This is a genomic window from Collimonas antrihumi (genome assembly GCF_018304965.1).
Classification (GTDB): domain Bacteria; phylum Pseudomonadota; class Gammaproteobacteria; order Burkholderiales; family Burkholderiaceae_D; genus Collimonas; species Collimonas antrihumi.
The window spans coordinates 45,808-66,488 of sequence record NZ_JAGQED010000025.1; the positions used below are offsets into that span (position 1 = coordinate 45,808).

Annotated in this window: 18 protein-coding genes; 7 read left to right on the forward strand and 11 right to left on the reverse strand. The window is 55.5% G+C overall.

What is annotated here, in order from left to right; genetic code table 11:
- Nucleotides 1-10 precede the first annotated feature (10 nt).
- The 7 genes from KHU29_RS17805 to KHU29_RS17835 all read left to right on the forward strand — a co-directional run bounded on the left by KHU29_RS17805 (nucleotide 11) and on the right by KHU29_RS17835 (nucleotide 9,323).
- Nucleotides 11-826 carry an ABC transporter permease gene (locus KHU29_RS17805; RefSeq protein WP_246542212.1) on the forward strand — a complete coding sequence of 272 codons (816 nt, stop codon included), beginning with the start codon at nucleotides 11-13 and terminating at the stop codon, nucleotides 824-826.
- Between the two features lie 4 nt (nucleotides 827-830).
- Nucleotides 831-1,775, forward strand: coding sequence for an aminotransferase class IV (locus tag KHU29_RS17810; RefSeq protein ID WP_211454321.1), 945 nt, complete (start codon nucleotides 831-833; stop codon nucleotides 1,773-1,775).
- Nucleotides 1,763-2,506 carry an SDR family NAD(P)-dependent oxidoreductase gene (locus KHU29_RS17815; protein ID WP_211454323.1) on the forward strand — a complete coding sequence of 248 codons (744 nt, stop codon included), beginning with the start codon at nucleotides 1,763-1,765 and terminating at the stop codon, nucleotides 2,504-2,506. Before KHU29_RS17810 ends, KHU29_RS17815 begins: the two co-directional genes overlap by 13 nt.
- Before the next feature lie 227 nt (nucleotides 2,507-2,733).
- Complete coding sequence (locus KHU29_RS17820) at nucleotides 2,734-5,739, forward strand: Tn3 family transposase (protein ID WP_211454325.1); 3,006 nt, start codon at nucleotides 2,734-2,736, stop codon at nucleotides 5,737-5,739.
- Nucleotides 5,736-6,101: a Tn3 family transposase post-transcriptional regulator TnpC gene (gene tnpC, locus KHU29_RS17825; protein WP_211454327.1), complete on the forward strand. Its 366-nt coding sequence runs from the start codon at nucleotides 5,736-5,738 to the stop codon at nucleotides 6,099-6,101. Before KHU29_RS17820 ends, tnpC begins: the two co-directional genes overlap by 4 nt.
- A gap of 769 nt (nucleotides 6,102-6,870) precedes the next feature.
- Nucleotides 6,871-7,647: a COG4705 family protein gene (locus KHU29_RS17830; RefSeq protein ID WP_211454329.1), complete on the forward strand. Its 777-nt coding sequence runs from the start codon at nucleotides 6,871-6,873 to the stop codon at nucleotides 7,645-7,647.
- Nucleotides 7,648-7,763: 116 nt separating this feature from the next.
- Nucleotides 7,764-9,323, forward strand: a complete 1,560-nt coding sequence (locus KHU29_RS17835) for a glycosyltransferase family 39 protein (RefSeq protein WP_211454330.1) — start codon at nucleotides 7,764-7,766, stop codon at nucleotides 9,321-9,323.
- A 131-nt stretch (nucleotides 9,324-9,454) separates the two neighbouring features.
- Here KHU29_RS17835 and KHU29_RS17840 read toward each other — a convergent pair whose 3' ends face one another.
- The 11 genes from KHU29_RS17840 to KHU29_RS17890 all read right to left on the reverse strand — a co-directional run bounded on the left by KHU29_RS17840 (nucleotide 9,455) and on the right by KHU29_RS17890 (nucleotide 19,358).
- Nucleotides 9,455-12,109, reverse strand: coding sequence for an ABC transporter permease (locus KHU29_RS17840; RefSeq protein WP_211454332.1), 2,655 nt, complete (start codon nucleotides 12,107-12,109; stop codon nucleotides 9,455-9,457).
- Nucleotides 12,106-12,783, reverse strand: coding sequence for an ABC transporter ATP-binding protein (locus KHU29_RS17845; protein ID WP_211454334.1), 678 nt, complete (start codon nucleotides 12,781-12,783; stop codon nucleotides 12,106-12,108). Before KHU29_RS17845 ends, KHU29_RS17840 begins: the two co-directional genes overlap by 4 nt.
- Nucleotides 12,776-13,486, reverse strand: coding sequence for an ABC transporter ATP-binding protein (locus KHU29_RS17850; RefSeq protein WP_211454335.1), 711 nt, complete (start codon nucleotides 13,484-13,486; stop codon nucleotides 12,776-12,778). The genes KHU29_RS17845 and KHU29_RS17850 overlap by 8 nt, the downstream gene beginning before the upstream one ends.
- Nucleotides 13,440-14,036 (reverse strand): hypothetical protein, encoded by a 597-nt coding sequence (locus KHU29_RS17855; protein ID WP_211454336.1) that lies wholly within the window; start codon nucleotides 14,034-14,036, stop codon nucleotides 13,440-13,442. The genes KHU29_RS17850 and KHU29_RS17855 overlap by 47 nt, the downstream gene beginning before the upstream one ends.
- A 252-nt stretch (nucleotides 14,037-14,288) precedes the next feature.
- On the reverse strand, nucleotides 14,289-14,855 hold the full coding sequence (locus tag KHU29_RS17860) for a DedA family protein (RefSeq protein WP_211454337.1): 567 nt from the start codon (nucleotides 14,853-14,855) through the stop codon (nucleotides 14,289-14,291).
- A gap of 138 nt (nucleotides 14,856-14,993) precedes the next feature.
- On the reverse strand, nucleotides 14,994-15,425 hold the full coding sequence (locus tag KHU29_RS17865; RefSeq protein ID WP_211454338.1) for a carboxypeptidase regulatory-like domain-containing protein: 432 nt from the start codon (nucleotides 15,423-15,425) through the stop codon (nucleotides 14,994-14,996).
- A gap of 109 nt (nucleotides 15,426-15,534) precedes the next feature.
- Nucleotides 15,535-15,780: a hypothetical protein gene (locus KHU29_RS17870; RefSeq protein WP_211454339.1), complete on the reverse strand. Its 246-nt coding sequence runs from the start codon at nucleotides 15,778-15,780 to the stop codon at nucleotides 15,535-15,537.
- Between the two features lie 118 nt (nucleotides 15,781-15,898).
- A complete protein-coding gene (locus tag KHU29_RS17875) occupies nucleotides 15,899-16,363 on the reverse strand; it encodes a PepSY domain-containing protein (protein WP_211454340.1) in 465 nt (154 codons plus the stop codon).
- A 94-nt stretch (nucleotides 16,364-16,457) separates the two neighbouring features.
- Nucleotides 16,458-17,909: a sensor histidine kinase gene (locus KHU29_RS17880; RefSeq protein WP_211454342.1), complete on the reverse strand. Its 1,452-nt coding sequence runs from the start codon at nucleotides 17,907-17,909 to the stop codon at nucleotides 16,458-16,460.
- Nucleotides 17,890-18,564 carry a response regulator transcription factor gene (locus tag KHU29_RS17885; protein WP_211454343.1) on the reverse strand — a complete coding sequence of 225 codons (675 nt, stop codon included), beginning with the start codon at nucleotides 18,562-18,564 and terminating at the stop codon, nucleotides 17,890-17,892. Before KHU29_RS17885 ends, KHU29_RS17880 begins: the two co-directional genes overlap by 20 nt.
- A gap of 578 nt (nucleotides 18,565-19,142) precedes the next feature.
- On the reverse strand, nucleotides 19,143-19,358 hold the full coding sequence (locus tag KHU29_RS17890; RefSeq protein ID WP_211454345.1) for an HAD family hydrolase: 216 nt from the start codon (nucleotides 19,356-19,358) through the stop codon (nucleotides 19,143-19,145).
- Nucleotides 19,359-20,681 lie beyond the last annotated feature (1,323 nt).

The window sequence follows — 20,681 nt, forward strand, 5'->3', positions numbered from 1 at the left end:
GAGTTTTATCTTGAATCATTCGCATCTATGTCTGATAAGCAAGTCGCTGCACTATGTGTTTGGTGCAGTGATGATGGCGTTTCTGATCGTACCCCTGATAGCCGTGGTGCCGATCTCGTTCAGTGCCGGCAGCTTTCTTTCCTATCCGCTTCCGGGTTTTTCGACGCAGTGGTACCAGACGGTATTTACTTCGGGGCCGTGGATGGATGCGTTGCGCAATAGTTTGATCGTTGGTGTCGCTTCGACCATGCTGGCGACCGTGATCGGCACGCTGGCAGCGCTAGCCTTCGCGCGCCGCAATCTACCGGCGGCGCGTACCTGGCTGGCGTTTATGATTTCACCCATGATCATTCCATCGGTGATCAGCGGTTTGGGTATGTACTTCCTGTTCGGTCAGGTCGGTCTCGCGTCCACGTTGCCAGGGTTGGTACTGGCGCACGCTGTGCTGGCAACACCGTTTGTCTTGATCACAGTCACGGCGACATTGCAAGGCTTCGACATGAATCTGCTGCGCGCCGCCGCCAGCCTGGGCGCATCGCCGATACGCGCTTTTTTCAATGTTGCGATCCCACTGATTTCACCTGGCATGATTTCCGGTGCGCTGTTTGCATTCATGACTTCGTTTGATGAAATCGTCGTCGCACTGTTCATCAGCGGTCCGTCTCAACGCACTTTGCCGCGACAGATGTTCGACGGTATTCGCGACAGCATCAACCCCTCCATCCTGGCGATGTCGTCCTTCTTGCTTCTACTGGCAGTGTTCGTTCTGCTGGCTGCCGCTTGGATGGCGCGTCAATCAAAACAACATCTCACTAGCAACGGATAATCACATGAATGTTCTTGATCCCCGCAACAATCACGGCGTCGCCTATGTGGACGATGCATACATGCCGGTCCACGAAGCGCGCATGCCGTTGCTCGATCGTGGTTTTGTCCGTTCCGACGCCACCTACGATGTCGCTCACGTATGGAAGGGCAGCTTTTTTCGGTTGGATGATCATATCGATCGATTTTTTTCATCGATGCATGCCCTGCGTATGGCATTGCCACACAGCCATGAGGAGATTGCAGCCATCCTGATCGAGTGCGTGCGCCTGAGCGGCTTGCGCGACGCCTACGTGCAGATGACATGTACACGTGGTGTGCCACCGCCGAGCTCGCGTGACCCCCGCGATTGCAGCAACCGTTTCTATGCGTTTGCGACGCCATTCGTCTGGATCGCCAATGACACGCAGCGTCGCGATGGGCTACCCATGGTGCTGAGCAGCGTGACACGGATTCCACCGGAATCGGTGGATCCCCGCATCAAGAATTTCCACTGGCTGGATTTGACGATGGGTATTTTCGAGGCATACGACCGGCAAGCCATCGTAGCTCTTTTGCACGACGGGCATGGCAACGTTACCGAAGGCGCCGGCTTCAACGTCTTCGTCGTCAAAAACGGTGTGCTGTCGAGTCCGGCACGAGGCGTTTTCGAGGGGATGACGCGTCGGACGGTAAGCGAATTATGCGTATTGCTGGAACTGCCCTGCGAATTTCGATTGGTCAGGGTGTTGGAGATGCTGGACGCAGACGAAATATTTCTTACCAGTACTGCCGGAGGCATCATGCCGGTTTGCTTGCTTGATGGCAGACCGGTTGGCACTGGTATGCCAGGGCCGATCACCGCATTGTTGATGTCGGAATACTGGGCTCGCCAGGAACAAGGCTGGCTTGGCACGCCTGTGACGAATTATCCGATAAACGCGAACGGGAACGGCGCATGTACATCGTAACCGGCGGTACCCACGGCATAGGCGAAGCTGTCGTCAGGCGTTTGGTTGCAGCAGGTGAACGCGTATTGTTTACCGGGCGCGAACAGGTTGCCGGTGCAGCGTTGGAAGCCGCACTTGCCGGCGCCACCTTCGCACGTGGCGACGTCTCGATCGAACAAGATTGCATCAATGCCGTGGCGCAGGCGATGGAACTTGGTGGCGGCAAGTTGAAAGGCCTGGTCAACAACGCCGGCACATCTTCGCGCGCCAAATTTCGCGAAGCTACAATCGACGATTGGGATCGGGTGTTCGCCGCCAACGCCCGTTCGACCTTTCTGTTTACGCGTGAAGCCTTGCCCGGGTTGATTGCGGCGCGGGGAGCGGTGGTCAATGTGTCATCGATTGCGGGTAAGGTGGGGGAAGAAGGCCTTGCCATTTATTGCGCATCGAAAGCCGCCGTGTTGGGACTGACGCAGGCGCTGGCGCTCGAGTATGGTAAGGAGGTTCGCTTTAATGCTGTGTGCCCGGGCCAGATCGCCACGCGCATGATGGACAAGGTGGTTGCCGACAGCGCTCGCCTGGCAGCACTGACCTATCGCATACCGGCCGGGCGGCTGGCGGAGCCAAGCGAGGTGGCGGAAGCGATTTACTGGTTGTTGTCATCGGCCGCCAGCTATATCAACGGCGCGGTACTGACTGTGGATGGCGGCGAAACAGCAGGTTTGCGTACCCCGGCGCTACTTAACTCCTGATTTGTTTCCATCCTTGCCTAGTAGGGGTCATGCCGAGATAAGGGTAAAAATAACCCATAACACTTTTAGTTATATGTGAGAGATAATTTGTTTTTATTTTGCATAAGTGATCGTTTCCGCGCTCTTGCATGGGTGTGGTAAAGCGAGCGTTTGCATCCCCCACCTGGTACGTTTCTTTTTCTTGATCGCTGCGATAATATTTCCCATTTCGCCCACTCGGAGGCTGGATGGCATCGATCGAACGTACCGCGTATCCTCGTTTTCCCAACGTCCTTCCAAGTCGGGATATTCAGGCTTACTACACGCCCTCTCCGGAGGAAATTGAATGGGTTCGCAGCCTAGCCCGCGGTCAGGACACCCAGCTCAGTGTGCTGGTACTGCTTAAATGCTTCGAACAACTTCACTACTTTCCACCAGTCGCGGATATTCCTCCAGAAATTGTTTCGCATATCGCGGCTGTGCGCGGATTTCCGGTTGCCAATACAGTCGTCTACAACAGCGCGACCACGCTATACCGCCACCATGCCGCCATACGCAAATATCTTGGCGTCTCCCCGTTCGATGGCCCAGATGCCAGAAAATTGGCCATTCGTGTCGCCCGGGAGGCGGCTCAGGTGGTGGATATGCGGACTGACATTATCAATGCGATCGTAGAAGAACTGATTGGCTGCCACTACGAACTGCCTGCTTTTAGTACGTTGGACAAGATCGCCGAACAGGTTCACACAACTGTTCAAGACCAGCTTTTCAAACGTGTCGCCAAACGACTCACTAGCGAACAGCATGATTATTTAGAAAACTTGCTGGCCACCGAACTCGCACAACGACAGACGCAGTTCAATCAGATCAAGCGTAGTGCCAAGCGCGCGTCTAAAAAGCATCTGGAAAACCTACTCGACCATCTCACTTGGCTGGAATCCTTAATTGAAGTTGACCAGCCTCTGGAAGGTATTCCGTTATCAAAGCTCAGGCATTTCGCCAGCCAGGCGATGGCGTTAGACGCCGCGGAATTAAAAGGCTTGAACGTAGAAAAGCGCCACACCTTGATTCTTGCTCTGATCCGCAGCATGCGTGTGCGAGCACGCGACGATTTGACTGAGATGTTCATCCGCCGCATGGCAGTCATTCACAAGCGTGCCAGAGAGGAGTTAGCCAGCATTCAGTTGCGCCAGCGTGCGCTATCTGAGCGCCTTGTCGAGAAATTGGACAGCGTCCTTGATATCTTGGTAGACGATCTCGGCGACCAGAGAACTGGCTTAGAGATACGCAAACTCCTGGCGCCCGGCGGCAACCTGGAACGTTTGAGAGAGGAATGCGAGGCCATCCGGGTATGGAGCGGGAAGAATCATCTGCCGTTATTGTGGAAGCCGTTTACGAGCCATCGCGCCATCATTTTCCGGATTGCCCGCGTGCTTGTCTTTGAGTCGGTTACGCAGAACCGGGCATTGCTGGATGCGCTCAACGTGGTGTTGGAAAACGAAACTCGTCGTACTGACTGGGTGGAGGACGTCGTGGATCTTTCATTTGCAACCGACCGGTGGCATAAATTGGTCAAGCGTCCTCACGAAGACGGTGAACCTACCAACCGGCGCTATCTGGAACTGAGCGTATTTTCACATTTGGCTAGTGAGTTACGCTCCGGCGATGTTTGCGTGGCTGGATCTGAAACATTTGCAGACCACCGGCAGCATTTGCTATCCTGGGAGGAATGCCAAAAGATGCTGCCCGCTTATTGCGAAAAAATTGGGCTCCCCGATAATGCCAAGGATTTCGTCGCCGTACTCAAAAAGAAACTTGCTGACAAAGCCGAAGAGGTTGATCGTGAGTTTCCGGATCATCACGGCGATGTCGTTATTGGCCCTACCGGCGAACCGGTGCTGAAGCGGGTCACCGCCAAGGAAATCCCCGCATCAGCGATCGCATTGCAGAGTACGATCATGAATCGGCTGCCGACCCGCAATTTACTTGATGTGTTGGCCAATTTGGAGCATTGGGTACGGTTTACGCGGCATTTTGGACCGATTTCCGGCAGCGATCCCAAACTTAAACGTGCGGCAGAGCGTTATCTACTGACCATCTTCGCATTGGGATGCAATCTGGGGCCGAATCAGGCTGCCAGGCACTTGGCAGGTGACGTTACGCCGCACATGCTGTCCTTCGTGAACCGTCGGCATATGACGGTCGAAAATCTGGATGCAGCCATCCGCGACCTGAATGAACTACACCTGCGCCTGGATTTACCTAAACTCTGGGGCGACGGCAAGTCAGTAGCGGCTGACGGGACACAGTACGATTTTTACGAAGAAAATCTGTTGGCCGGCTTCCATTTCCGATATCGGAAAATGGGCGCGGTCGCTTACCGACATGTAGCCAATAATTATATTGCGGTATTTCGCCATTTCATCGCTCCCGGTGTCTGGGAGGCGATCTATGTCATTGAAGGCTTGCTGAAGGCCAAATTATCGGTGGAAGCTGACACTGTCTACTCGCATACCCAAGGACAATCGGCCGCCGTCTTTGCTTTTACGTATTTGCTCGGGATCAATCTGATGCCGCGTATTCGCAACTGGAAAGATCTGGATTTGCAGCGCGCAGATAAGAAGACGCGTTATAAGCACATTGACCGTTTGTTTACCGAGACGACCGATTGGGGCCTGATTGAATCGGAATGGCAAAACATGATGCGCATTGCGCTCTCCATCCAAGCTGGCCGCATTGCGTCACCACTCTTGTTGAAGAAATTAAGTGCGCACACTGGACGCAGCCGCCTGTTTGCCGCGGTACGTGAGTTGGGCGGTGCAGTACGCACCATCTTTTTACTCAAATGGATTTCGGATATCAAGTTACGGCAAGAAGTGACCGGCGAGACCAATAAAATGGAATCCTATAACGGCTTCGCAAAATGGCTCTCCTTTGGGGGCGACGTGATCGCACAGAACGATCCAGAAGAACAACAAAAGCGGCTGCGCTACAACGACCTCGTAGCGGCTGCCGTGATCTTACAGAATACGGTGGACATGATGCGCGTCGTTCAAACATTGGTCGCCGAGGGGCATGAAATCGACATCTCCGACTTGACGTTCTTGAGCCCTTACATTACCAGCGGGGTCAAGCGATTCGGTGACTACCACCTCAACCTCAAACGGACACCAGAACAATGGATCCGCGATACTTTATTTCGCAAAGCGGCAACTGAATCACGTCGAAAGGGAAATGAAGGGGAAAACGCATGAACACCCCAAATGACAAAACGGTCAACACGCCATACGGCACAGTCAATGCCAATACTTTGCATACGCTGGAAGATAGTTATGACACGGCTGGATTGCTGCGCATGGTCGATCAGCTGGACGCCATTCGCGCGCGACTTGGTGGGATAGACGGTGCACGCGACGATCTACTACGCTTACACGCAATGGCTCACACCGTAGTCAACGGTGCACGACTGGTTGTGCCAAACGATGGAACGAGTATTTGGGAGGCCGCCGACGAGTTGGTTTCTGAATTCAAAGACTGGTCCAGGGCATTTGCGGGTTTTGCCCGCCAGTTGGAACCGTTGGCCGCCTTAACCCCACAAGACGGAGATGCCGTCTGATAAGAACTCAGGCGGATAGTTGGACCAACAGGCTTTCGTCCTGAGAGCTTGAGCGCAACGTCAACGCTTCAAAGCATTTGAACAGCAAGCTACCCTTCTGACGTTCGCTTGTTCGCTGAAGAATTACAGGCGTGGGCCAAGTCCAAAGAAGGCAAATAAACCTGTTCTGACGTTCAGAAGAAATAGAAAAAGAACGGCGACGATCAGGACGCCACCCGGCAGCAGTGCGGTGCGCAGATGACTGATGGCGGCAACGATAAAAATTGGCTGGGCGAAAAATATTCGGAAGAAAAACGATCTGATCGGCGGCCGATACCGGCTTTAACCCGTTCAGCGCTTTCTCGACTGATTCCGTGAATAACCGGAAAAAGGAACTACACATGTGCCAAGGTGCAGCGACACATGGAACAGATCGAGGCCAGCATTAGCTGGTACCTCGTTGGGCTCGACATGACAGATCAGGAGGAGCCCTCTGTCGCGCAAGCCAAGACGGCACGATAGAACCGACGAGTCGCGCTAACCTTGCGCGATCGCCTCCAATCGCGAAATTTTCTCCTCGTCCCTGTTTATGCAAAGGTTTCTTATACCCATCCGGAGAGTTGGTCACATTTGGAACCCGACGCTGGCGGCATAACGCCTTACACTCCCATCAATTCGTGTGGTCGAATTCTTCCGGTTTGCAGAAAAATCCTATGTTTCCCCTAAGTTTCACGGGCCATAGTGACCGCTACAATTGATGCACCCCATCGATCTTTCAGGAGAAAACCTCATGAACAGGCCTCTGAGTAAAAGCACGGTGCGAATGCTGAACAAGGTTCCAGAAGTCACGATTTTCTTCTGGATCATCAAAATCATGGCGACGACCGTCGGAGAAACAGCGGCGGATTTTCTGAAGGTTATTTTACATTTGGGTCTGACTGGCACCTCGCTGATCATGGGGGCGTTGCTTCTGATTTTTCTGATCACTCAGATCCGATGCATGAAATACGTGCCTTGGGTTTACTGGGTCACCGTCGTCTTGCTCAGCATTTTCGGCACGCTCATTACAGATAACCTGGTGGATAACTTTGGCGTGACGTTACAAACTACCACTGCCGTATTTGGCGTGGCTTTATTGGCAACGTTTGCCGGTTGGTACGCTAGCGAGAGAACTCTGTCGATTCACACCATTTACACTTCCAAACGTGAGCTCTTTTACTGGGCGGCCATCCTGTTCACGTTTGCCTTGGGTACGGCGGCGGGCGACCTTGCTGCGGAAGGTCTGCGCCTCGGTTACGCGGTGTCAGCGCTGATTTTCGGTGCGCTGATTGGTGCCGTCACCATTGCCCATTACGTCTTCAGGCTCAACGCGATCTTAGCGTTCTGGATTGCCTACGTTCTCACTCGCCCGTTTGGGGCATCGTGCGGTGATCTATTGTCGCAACCTGCTAGCAACGGCGGTTTGGGCCTGGGAACTGTCGGCACGAGCGCTATCTTCCTCTTGACCATTGTCGGGCTGGTAGCGTATTTGACGATTGACCAAAGAAAATTGCTCGTGCAGGAATAATGGTGAACTGAACCATCTACGTCCATACTAAACGGTTGAAAAAAGACCTTTTATTAAAGAGGTCATTTTCACTTTCACGATGAATTATCAATAAATATGCAATTGATTGATTTTATATGATGGCTGTATTGACAACGCTCTATAAAACATTACAAGCCAAAGAGACACTGAAGCGCGAGCAGACACTCGTACTTTCATTTGCCGGTGCTGTGTTCATCCATGTGATGGTGTGGACTTTGCTGCCAATGATGTTGCAAAACAACGCCTCTCTCGACATGGTCGAAGGACTGGCCTGGGGGCGTGAATGGCAACTTGGCTATGAGAAGGATCCACCGCTCTTCGCATGGGTGATTGAACTCATCACGACTTGGTCTAATAAGGGGCTCTGGATCAGCTATCTCGCCGGACAACTGTGCGTAGCGACCGTCTTCTTTTCCGTGTGGCAGCTCGGGCGACGCATTGCAACGGATGCTGAAGCCCTGGTTGGTGCGCTCCTGCTCGAAGGTGTTTACTATTTCAATTTCCCAACTCCAGAGTTCAACGATATTGTCCTGCAGATGCCTTTTGCGGCGCTGTTTGGCTGGCTGCTGCACAAAGCTATTACCGGCAATCGTCTAACCGATTGGTTCTTGAGCGGAATCGTCGCTAGCCTGGGGCTATGGTCACGCTATTCGATGGGCGCTTATCTTTTGCCGCTCGCCTTGTTCATGATTGCCCATCCAGTGGCTCGCCGTCGTCTGGCATCACCCGGTCCCTGGATTTTAGTGCTGACTTCGACGCTGTTATTTCTTCCACACTTATATTGGATAGTTAAGAGCGGCTTTGTCTCAATCGAATATGTGGGAAGACGTGCGCCGGAAATCACAAAGATAACGGCTTTTCTAAAGTGCTTCCTTTCATTTCTAGGCGCGCAACTACTAGCGCTTCTTCCCATGCTCTTGATGGCAATCATGCTATGGCGTTGGAAATCATCCCGTACCTGGTTACAGCTAAAGTGGAAAAATTTTGATCAGGCTTATGTCACTACGCTAGCACTTGGGCCAATCGCTATCTCGTTATTCTTGTCCATCATCACGGCACGGCCGCTCAGAGCGATGTGGGGTGCGCCACTATGGTGTTTCGGGGGTCTTTTTATTGTCATGGCAATACGCCCGGCGTTAACAACAAAGAGATTGCGTTATTTTGGCCGCGCTTGGTTTGTTGTGTTATTGCTACCAATAGCGTTTTTCATTCTTGACCAACTCTATGCACCGAAAATCACAGGAAACGAAAAAAGAACGCACTTTCCCGGTACAGAGCTTGCCCAGACCGTGGCGGATAGATGGCACGCGGCCATCAAAAGCCCTCTGAAATATGTCGCAGGTGACACTTGGTATGCTGGCAACATCTCTTTTTATTCAAGCGAACGGCCTTCCACCATGTTTTCGCATGGCAGTTTCCGTTTTAGCCCTTGGATCGACCCACAAGATCTAAAACGTTCTGGCGCCGTACTGATTTGGGATGCAACGCATGAGGGAGATGCTATTCCAGCAGCGCTCGCGACTCAATATACAAATGCCATGCTGCAGCCTCCCGTGACCCTGGATGGCGATGTTTCGGTGTACCGCATCGGATTGGCGTTTGTCACGCCGAAGACTCTCGAAAATCTCGAAACAATAGAGCATAACGAAAAGTAAATGTGAATTCTAAAGTTGCCTTCGCTGAGTGATAGGATCGTACTTTTGGTGCAGATTGATACGGAACGCGACCAAAAGCCGTTGTCAACAGAATGATTCGGTGACAGTTCAGTGCACATATGTGCATATCGTTAAAGCTCGCGCATTCGTTGTACTGCCGGGACGCGCGTTTCCCACTGAGCGCCAATCACTGCGACAACAACTGAGACAATCGCCACACCGACCAGGGCGGCCAAATAGAGCCACGGCACACTGAGCAACTCGGGCGGGGGATCGAAAACACCCGTCAAGAGCTTGACCAACATCCAAGCGAGCGCAAAGCCGGTCAGTATTCCGGCGCTAGTCCCGGCGATCAAGAGCAATGCGGCTTCGCTCCAGAGAAACGCGCCGAGCTGACGGGGTTTCGCTCCGAGCGCCGAAAGAATGGCGAAGGTGCGCCGTCGGTCGGCAAGTCCGAGAGCAAGAATAAGTCCTGTTGACCCGGCCACCAGAAGAACGGCGATGCCAAGTTCCAGGCGCGTCAGTCCGCCAAGATCGACCGCGGTCAGGCTGGATCCGATGAGGTGCCGGGCTTGACCAAGGTCGGTGACCTTGACCCCTGGCAACGCGGCGACGAGAGCCCGCGCTGCCGCCGCAACTTGCACGGGCGCAGTGGATGTCTTTAGCAGAACGAGTTCGGCCGCGTCGGCATTGGTCTGCTGTGCAACGTAGCGGGCATTGGCCACCAGGAAAGAGTCACGCGGCGCGGTCGGAAATTCACGCACCACGCCAATGAAGTGGAATCTGGCAACGCGATACTGATGATCCTGTGCATTTTGCAGCCGCAGGTTGATCTCATCGCCGACATGTAGTTGGAAATCCTTGACGGTTTCCTCCGAAACAAGAATGCCGTCAGGAGTTCGCGCAAGCAGGTCGAGCGTCTTTTTTGCATTTCCGCCCTCGAAGTACGCATCCGACATCCGCGTTGCATCCCCAATGTGCGTGGCGTCTATCCCGTACAGGTCTTGCAGGTCGGTACCAACGTAGGCAAGCCGGTGCTGCATCGGTTGCGCAGCACTCACGCCGGGTAGGGCTGCCAGCGCCTTGAGCTTGGTTGACGCCGGTGTCTGTGACGTACCCGTGACCGTTACGTCCGCACCATTCGTGAGTTCGGCGTCGACGCGCGTCTGCGCATTGTAGGTTGTGTTGAAGACGGCCGTCGACGTCGCGAAAGCAAAGGCCAGCGCAACCAGGACGATACCCTGCGTCATTCGTTTGCGCTGCCGGCTGATGGCGGCGGCAACGACTCCCGAAAGGGACCCCGCGATAGGCTTCAGCCATCTGGCCAGGCGTTCGCGCCCGCGACCGAGCCCCACCAGGCACAACCGGATGGTTAGCAGCCCCAGACCCAGCCATAGCAAGACCGGCGCGAGAAAGGCCTGGTAATCCACCGAGGACGCGGGCGTTCCTTCGGGTGCCAGCACCACCTGATAGCCGGTACTCCATGTTCGCCAGAAGATGAGGGCCGACAGGGCAATGAGAATGAAGTCGAAGCCGATGCGTTGCCAGAGTCGGGCGCGTTCGTTGCCGATTGTCATCCGGGCCGCCGCGACCGTTTTCTGTCTCGCATCGAGCCATGCCGTTGCGAGAATGGCGGCAGGGGCAAGCAGAACGCCAGCCAAGACAGCGGCGGCGATCCAGCCGATGGCGGACGCGGCGAAAATACCAGCGCCGAGCAGCATGCGGGACAAGAGCGTGGCCAGCAATAATCCGGTAATTGTGCCGCCCATGCCAACGCACGCCGCTTCGACCGTCGCCAGTTGCATGATTTGCGTGCGCGCGGCCCCCCGAATTCGCAACAGTGCTTGATCGCGTCGGCGCCGGTCGGCGCCGGATGCCACCACCGCGATCGTCAGAAAAGCAGCCAGGAGTGCCCCCGGTGCGCCGAGAAACAAAAATAGCACTTTGGCATACAGTGCGTCACTGCGTACGGCATCGAGCCTCGCCGCCAGATTGTCGGCCACGATTGCGTTACCCGCAATGCGTGCCTCAAGGTTTCTCGCCGCCCTTTGCACCGCTGCAAAAGCTGCCTGCGGATCGTCCGGAAGGCTGGCATGTGCCAGCTGTACATGCAGTTGAACGCGAATAGAATCCGGCTGGATGGCCGCCTGCGGATTGAACAGGCGGTGCCACGCGTCGATGGGCATCAACAGGACATTGTCCGGGGGCGCTTGCGGTGCCGCCCCAGCCGGAATCCCAACGGTCTGGAATATCGAATCAGCATGCGGCAAATCGACAATTCCAGCCACACTGACCTCGGCTGCCGCAAGGCCGGCACGATGGATCGTCACAGAATCGCCGACCGTCACATGCAAGTTGGCCGCCGTTTGTTGTGTGACGAGAACGCCATCCAGGCTGCCAAGCAGCGTCCGCAACTGCGCCGGATAATCATCGACGTAGGACGCATCGAAGCCGAGCACCTTGCCTTTGCCGGTGGTCTGCACGGTCGCACCGGTATGGGCTTCGAACCCGTCCACATCGGCATAACCAACCGTTTGCAGCCTGGACACTGCAGTAGCTTTTCCAATGGCTGCGGCAATCGACTGCGCGGTCGTCCCGGGAACCAGTTGCACCTGCCAGTCGACCGGCACCCCTGCGACCGCGCGGCGCGTCATGGAAGCGGCACTCTGAGCCAGAAATGCGCCAAGCGCGGCCAACAACGCCACGGTCAGCATAATGCCCGCCGCGGCACCGACGAGGCGCCCCTTGCGTTCCTTGACGAGGCCGAAAAACCACAACCAGGTCATATGTCCTCCACCGGGTTGACTGTTTCGATGAGGGTGCCGCGCTCCATTTGCCACATCCTCTCCATGCGCTCGGCCACCGCCGGATCATGGGTAGCGATGACGAGCGCCGTTTGCGTACCTGCGAGATGCGCGAGAAGCGCATCGAGCAATGCGCGGCCGGTTGGCCCATCGAGTTGGCCGGTCGGTTCGTCGGCCAGGATCACGTTGGGGTTGCCGACAATCGCACGGGCCATGGCGACACGTTGCATCTGCCCACCGGATAGCTGTTCGGGCAGTTTGCGTGCCAGGTTCTCCAGACCGAAGGTGGTGAGCGCATCCGCCACCGCCCTGTGGATATCGCAGGTCGCTTTCGCCATGAGCAGCGGCAGCGCAACGTTCTCACTCACCGTCAGCGGCTCCAGCAAGCTCGGCGCCTGAAACACCAGCGAAATCTTCTCTGGCAGTAGCGTTTCGGCGGTGCCTAACGCGGGCCATGTGACCGCACCGCTCGTCGGGACGTCGAGTCCTGCCATCAGGTGCAATAAGGTCGACTTGCCGCTTCCGGATCTGCCGACCAGCGCAACGCGGTCCCCCGCATGCAAACGGAATGTCGCGGAGGCGACCGCTGCAATAGATACCCCGCCTTGCGGGTAACGCCGGCCCACCGATTGGGCCTCGATCAGGGTGTCAGGCATGAGTGATACGTCCATCTCGAATGTGGAGGAGACGGTCGGCATGTGACGTGAATGCCATGCTGTGCGTCGCGATCAGGACCGCGCCCCCTGCGCGGCATCGTTCCATCAAATGGTTCAGGATGCTGGCTTCGGTGACCGCGTCCACTTCCGCGGTGGGCTCGTCCGCCAAAAGCACCTGGGGATTTGACGACAAGGCTACTGCCAGCCCGGCGCGCGCAGCCTCGCCCCCCGACAGTTGAGATGGATAAGCGCGGCGTTGGCGGGTAAGGCCCATCACTTCCAGCAAGTGGTCGATGGTGCGCTGATCGGATTGTCCAGACAGCGACATCTGCAGCCTCATATTGGCCTCCACCGTGAGGTGTTCAAACAGGTTGCCCGATTGCATCAGGATACCGATGTGCCGAGCTCGCAAAGCGGCGCGAGCAGCTTCTGACCGCCGCGACATACGCAGCCCCATCACCTCGACATGACCGCCATCCGGCTCATCCAGCCCGGCGAGGCAAGCCAGCAGCGTCGACTTGCCGCTCCCGGACGGCCCCATCAGGGTGACGAATTCCCCCGCCCGCAGCCGCAGCGAGACGCCGCGTAACGCGGCCGTCTCGTCGTCGCCGCTATGGAAAAAACGGTAGAGTTCAACCGCTTCCAACGGCGACACTTCAGCGCCATTGGAATGAATTTGACATGAGTTCCCATTGGTCGGCATTATCGGCTCCAAGTGGCGCAGAGAGATCGAGAGTGGCTAGCTTGCCGCCCCGATAGATCAGATAACGATTGCTCTCCAGTCGCAATTGTTTGTTCGTGACGGCGTTCGGTTCGGAATTCGATGTGTAAACGATCCGCAGCGCCGGGCCGGCGTGCAGCATCACGTTCCTGATCGCTACTACCTTTACCGCGCGACCAGCCTTGACCAGCAGGGCGGCCTCATGATCGGCCGCAGATGCTGCAGTGGGCGCACTGGCAGCGGATGCGACGGTGACGTTGACTGCGTTGTACTTGTCAGAAAAGCTGGCCCCATCACGACGATCGGTGCGCGCCCAACCCTCCGGCACCTTGAGCGAAAAGCCCAATGGCGACATATAGGTAACAAAGGCCTGGGTGTCTGGAATGTCACCGGGTGGATTCTTTTCCGGCGCGGCCGGCCGTTCCGTTGCTATGGCTGGCGTGCCCACGATTGGAGCGCTACCGATCAGAGTTGCCAACGCAACGATGACCATTGCGGCTAGCCGCGGGTGTTGCTTGACTCTGTGCTGCATGGTGGCTCCTTTCTTGAACGGGCCTAGCTCACGTGCCGGGCCTTGCGGCGCGCATACTGGTTAACGCCGATTGCGTAATAGGTTTGCCAGCACCGGTCCGAACCACGCATGGGTTTCTCCCCGCTACATCCATAGAAAACGCCATTGCGCATTGCTCCGGCACGGATGCAAGGTTTGAGACCCGAGACGAGGATTAGCATGCCATCCTTTCGCAGCTTGTCTATCCGTATTCCATGGATAGAAACGGGGGCGCTACTTTCCAAGGCTCGCAGGGGGTCTGCGACGTGCGAATAGCCACCACAGTAATCCGGAGAGCAAGATCGCGGCTAGCAGCCAGGCCTCGTCGGCATCAAAACCCCCTAGCAGATACGCCAGAGCTTGTCCGAAGCCATAGCCCGCACCGGCAATGACTATTGCCCAAACGACCGCCCCCATTAAGTTGAGAACGAGAAATCGGAACCATGGAACCCCGCTCATCCCTATCGCGATCGGCCCAGCGATGCGCAGGCCATACAGGAATCGAATTGACAGGATCAGCGGAAGGTGATGCCTGTCCAGCAGCGCCTTGGCGCGTGCTGCGCGTGATTGCACGAACGGAAATCGCTCCAGAAGTGCTGTCCCGTATCGTCGACCCACATAAAAGTAAAGCTGATCACCTAAAAAGCTTGCAAGCGTGCCGACGACCATCACCGTAGGCAACACGAGATGGCCTCGGTAAGCGGCAACGCCTGCCATGAAGAGAATGGTTTCCCCTTCCAAAAAGGTTCCCACGGCGACCGCAAGGTAGCCGTAGTTCTGTATTAGGCCCGCGATATCCATAGCAAGGGTACTCGTTCTGGGCGACAGCGGTCTGGGATTAGCGCAGCAGTCGTCGTCAACATCAATGCGGTGTAAGCCGCCAGAAAACGGCGCCGGTCAGCCGCATGACTCGGCAGATCATCGTGCCCAGCCTTGTTGCTACTTCGTCCACACAAAAATCAGCCGTGCGTGCTTATCTGCCTTGATCTGCACGACGCGTTGTATCGTATCGCCATGCCGGTCAACACTGACGCTATATATTCCTGTGGGTAATTTCGCGAGGAGGAGAGGGCCATCGGAAGTCGTGTCGAGAACCGGCTTGCCTTCCTGGTTTTTAATCAAAACCTTGACATCCGACACGTATTCATCCCGTGGAATTGCTTTACGAGCAAATTCCAACTCTAACGCGTACTGCGCGGCGACGTGCTTGATGGCGTCTACTTCGTCACGCCCGATACCGCCACTAACATACGCTACGGTACCCTGCATTTTTTCGGGTGGGACGCTAATTTGCGCAGTCGCCGCAGGAACCACCGTTACCAGGCTTGCTACAACCATTGCTGCTCCCATGGCGAGCGTGATGCGTTTCATTGTGAACCTCCTAACTGCCTGATAAGGGAAAGTCGTCGCTGTGGAGCAGGCGAATGTTTTCCTGACATGCGCGTCCAGATTCACTCAGGAGTCGCTGGCAGTGATTTGCTCATTTCTCTTGCATTTCCTGTGCTTTGGTTTCTTTGGTGTCTTTCATTTCATGCTTTTTGTTCTCCCCTTTTTCTTCTTTCATTTCCCGCGCCTTGCTTTCTCTATGGTATTTCTTGGCATGCTTAACGGTGTGCGTCTTGGACGCGTCGGCAGCGGCTCCCGGGGCAGTCGTGTCGGCGGCAACCACAGAGACAGTGAAGGCGGAAAACATCGCCGCAATGAGGACTAACAGTAGCTTTTTCATGTCGACTCCTTGTATAGAGCCAAGTCATTTAACGTTCTTGTCGAGGCATTCAAGTCAGTGCTTGGCGTTTCAGCGCCGATTATTCGGCGCCGGTGGAAAATTCATTCATCCGTGCCGGCTATTCCTCTGTTTCTTCCTCGTCGTTGGCGGCACCCACATGCATAATCGCCGCATTGCCGGCATCGATTTTCACGTCCTTGATCTCATTGCTGGCCGTCTTGATCTCCACGCTGTACACGAGGTTGCCGTTTTCGTTGTCGAGGGCGACCTTGAGCACGGCCCCGGGTACTTGGGCCTGCGCGGCTGAGATCGCCCGAGTCGCATCAATCTTCGCCAGTGCGGCGAGTCTGGCCGCTTCCCCGCGCTCCCCGTTTTGCTGGTCCGGCACCTTGATGCTGGATTGATAGGCCGGAGACTGGGATTTTCCGTCACCGGCCGCTTGCGCGCTGCCAAGCAGCCCTGCACCCAACGTGAGTGCTCCCAACACTGCGCCTATCGTTTGCTTCCTTTGCATGACGTTCATTGTCGATACTCCTTGAGCGAATCGTTTGCTTTGCAAGGCCGACCCGATGCCGATATCCATTCGCGGCACCTCGTGCCGCCGACACAGGAACCGGCATGCCTACCCCACAGAAGCCATATTAGTCGCGGGATCTTGCCGAGGCCTTTCTCGAACGTTACATCTTTGTAAGAGTCGGCTTGTCGCTTGGAGGAAATGGACTCTCGCTGGTAAAGGCGACGGGAAGCGTGAGAGTGAAGACCGAACCGGCACCCAGCTTGCTCGTTGCATTGACATGGCCTTTGTGCGCCTCGACGACAGCCTTCACCAGACTCAGGCCCAGCCCCAAGCCGCGCTGCGAGCGGCTACGGTCGCCGCGGTACAGGCGGTCCCAGATTTTCAATAGCTCGTCGGTTGTCATGCCGATCCCGGTGTCTGCGACGCGGATCTCGACTCCGTTCTTCCGGGAGCAAACCTGTACCTCGATTCGCCCGCCTTCTGGGGTGTATTTGACGGCGTTATCCAGAAGATTCAGCATCACCTGACGAAGGCGGTTGCGGTCCGCTGTCAACCAGATCTGCTGCGGCGCGGTGATCGAGACGATAATAGCTTTATCCTCGGCCACGTGCTGATAGAGGTTAATCGCATCGGCCAGGAGTTCCGAAATATTGACGGGTTCCAGGTGCAATTTGAGCGCCCCGGTTTCCGCCTCGGAAATGTCCATCAAGGTGTTCAGCATCTGGAGCAGTTGATCCGATTCCTCCACGCAGTCCGCCAGCGCTTCCCGATACATATCCGGCCCCGGCTCTGAGCACAGGGCGACCTCCGCGATGCCACGAATGCGCGCCACCGGCGTGCGCAAATCATGCGCGACGTTGTCGAGCGCGTTGCGCATGCCCTCGACCAGGGTGGCAATCTTGTCCAACATCCCGTTGAACAGCGTCCCCAGTTCATCAAGTTCATCGCCGGTCTGGCGGATCGGCACCCGCGCCGCCATGGCCCCTGACTCGATCGCGTGGACGGTCTGGATGAGTTGGCGAATCGGTCGCAGGGAGCGCCGTGCGAGGAATGCCCCTCCGAGCACGCCGACGACAACCATCGGCAGCATGACACCGGCCATGATCCATCCAAAGCTTTCCAGGACGCTATCGCGTTCCTCCGTGCTCTTGCCGATTTGCAACATGCCTCCGTCGGGCAGGGGTGTGCCAACGATCTCCAGGACGGCCTCATCATCTTTTGCCGGCAGTCGAATCAAGGCACCGGGATCGGCCAGAGGCGCGTGTTCGAGACGGCTCAGATCGAACTGCGCCCACTGATCGGGAATCTCGATGAAGACAGTCGTATTGCGCGGTCCGGCAATGCGGATGAAAAACGGTTTCGCTTTTCGCAGCCGTGTTTCACGGGTCAGTTCTTTTTTCAGCCCTGCGAGATCCGTTGCCTGGTATTGAGCCGCCAGTTGCTGAAGCCTCTGCTCAACGCTGTCGCGGTCATGCTGTCGCAGCGTGGAGGCCAGGAGGAAATACGCGAGCGCGAAAAGCGAGACGGTGCTCAGAATGAAGAAAGCCGAGTACCAAAGCGCGAGCCGGAAGCTGATGGTTTTCCGGAGAGAATCAGGGACCCTTGAGAACATACCCCACCCCCCGGATGGTATGAATCATCTTCACAGGAAAACCGCGGTCGACCTTGTTACGCAGGCGGCAGACCAGTACGTCGACGACGTTGGTCTGCGGATCGAAGCTGTAATCCCAAATGTGTTCCATGATCATCGTCTTGGACACTGGACGGCGCGCATTGCGCATCAGGTATTCGAGCAGGGAAAGCTCGCGCGGCTGTAGGTCGAGTTTTTGTCCGTCGCGTGTCACTTCACGTACCAGCAGGTCAAGAACCAGCTCACTCACGATCAGTCGGGTCGGTTCAGTGGCTCCAGTGGCGCGGCGAATCAGTGCGTGGACGCGCGCCAGCAGTTCGGTCAGCGCAAACGGCTTTGTCAGGTAATCGTCACCTCCTGCCTGGAGGCCCTTTACGCGGTCATCGACGGTGCGTTTAGCACTGAGGATGATAACCGGCGTGAGAATCTTCCGGCGGCGCATTGTCTCGATCAGCGACAGCCCGTCCAATCGGGGTAGCATGATATCAATGACGGCCAGGTCATAAGGAGCGGCAAGCGCCAGCTCAAGCCCACTCACGCCATCCTCGGCGTAATCGACCGCGAAACCGGCTTGCTGCAGTGCCGCGACGACAAACGAGCCAATTTTTCTGTCATCTTCAACGACCAAAACGCGCATGACATCAGTCCTTCCTCGTCAATCCCGGTCAGGGCGCTTTCCCATACAACACTACGAATCATCAATACGTTGCACGACGCGATTTTGTGGATGGCAGCGGGCACGTCCTGATACGGGGCCCGACTGCGTCTGCTATTCCTATATTACTGTCAATGCGGCGGAATAAATTTGCCACTTTTGCACGACATGGTCCCACTATAGGGGCTTTCTCGATTTCCAGCGATCCTGGTCTGGACCGTCGTACTCCGCAAAGTAGATGTGGTCCAGTCTGTGCCATTCGGCTCGCGGAGCACCAGCGCCGCATGAATGTCGCCTGGCAGACCGCGCAAATACAGCAAGTAATCATCAACAAACGCGAGCGGCCGTAACTCTCTTAACGTGGCAGCCTTGGGACTAACTTGTCCTGTGACTCCTTCGGTTGCAATCACGCGCTTGATCGGAAAGCCGCAGTCTCGCAGATTCTGCAGGCGCGCGGCCTGGCATCGCTGCTCCACAGCGCTGACGTACACTATTTCGTAGCCGGCGTTCTGCAGCCTCATGCAGGCGTCGACCGCCCCGTCGATCGCCGGCACGATAGTCTAAAATTGTTCGTCAAAATGCTTGCGGAAATGCGTCAGTCGCCCACCTTCCAATCTTTCAACTTCCCAGCGGTCAATGGGCCAGTACGCCTCTGGGTCGCGCACCGCCGGCAGTATCCCGAAAGCCCGCTGCCAAGCTAGCCGGTACGCTTCATGGAAATTCAGCAAAACGCCGTCGGCATCGAGGGCGATGGTTTCCTTTTTCTTGAGCGGCAAGATGGTACCTTTTTCGTGGTCAGAGGATCTATTTTTCACTGAAACCGGACGTTTGGATAATTGACGTTGGAATTAGCGGTACTTGCTGAAGACATAATCATCCTCCCCGCGAAAAAATTCCCAACGTCAGAAAACAGCCCCTTAGCGGATGCCACTGTCGCAGGAAATAACGATGCGAGTGATTTGATTGAATAATCACAAGCGTATCGCCGCATCTCGGAAACGGACCTTGCTTCATGCGAGCCGATGTTGTCTAACTATCGAGTCGCCCCGTCTTCTCTTGACGTTGTAGAGGGTTGCGAAAGAGCGGCGCGGAGTTCTGCCCAAGGATGCATGGATGCTGCATTGGAGCAGTTGTCTCTATGAATCAATAGCTGACCCTCACCCGTGAAGCAATCAGTTTTCGCTTGCAACCTCGACAAACCATACAGTCTGCCATTAAATGCCAACGATGATTCAGAGCACAGAGCGCATCGTTGTTTACCAAATCCATCTCATCTCCTTTATTGTAGTTTTAATGGTGCAATATGGGATCATCGTACTTTTGGTGCAGATTGATACGGACCGCAACCAAAAACCCTTGTGCAACAACGAGTTACACGTCATCGCAGCTTGAGATTCAGTGCAAATGGTAAGCGGTTGATTCGCTACTTAATTTTTTATAACTGTAGCACTCTGCGCAAAAAAATACGACCGCCCTTTAGCGAACGTACATTGAGTTCAACGAGCAGGGGCAGCGATGGAAAAAAGTGTTTCATCGACTACGTAGCGGAGTGGTTTTGCGCTGCTATTTCTTACGAGGATGGGTCGTAATGCGGGTATTGAGGGAGAGTTGGCGTATGTATAGCCGGAACGTATTGCCGTCGTCAGTTTTCAGATTTGCCAGCGGGCTTGTTCGCTTGCATGCAGGGCAACCGAGTCGCTGTTCCTGAATCGGACGTGCTTCAGTGGCGAGCTGAATAACGAGTTCACTGCAATGTGGGCACGCAAGGGAAATTTTATCCAATGTCATGATGGCTTATTTTTCTATTGATCTGAGAATTATAGCCAAGTAGCTGGTGTGGCACGAGCATGCGCGGCGCCCTTGGCAAGCGATTGAGCCGACTACAACCACACGTCTTACAAAAAAATGATGGGATTGGCAGTGCATAGACATCCTGTGATGTTGAACGTACTTCTGATTAGTGCATGATCGTGAGCCTGTCAGATTTTCTGTGTGAACGGGGTTATGAAATAATACCGAAAGGGAAATTCCATGACCGACGTAATGACCACAAAGAAACCGAAGAAGCAGAAAGCACCTAGCCTCATCCCCGTTGATCT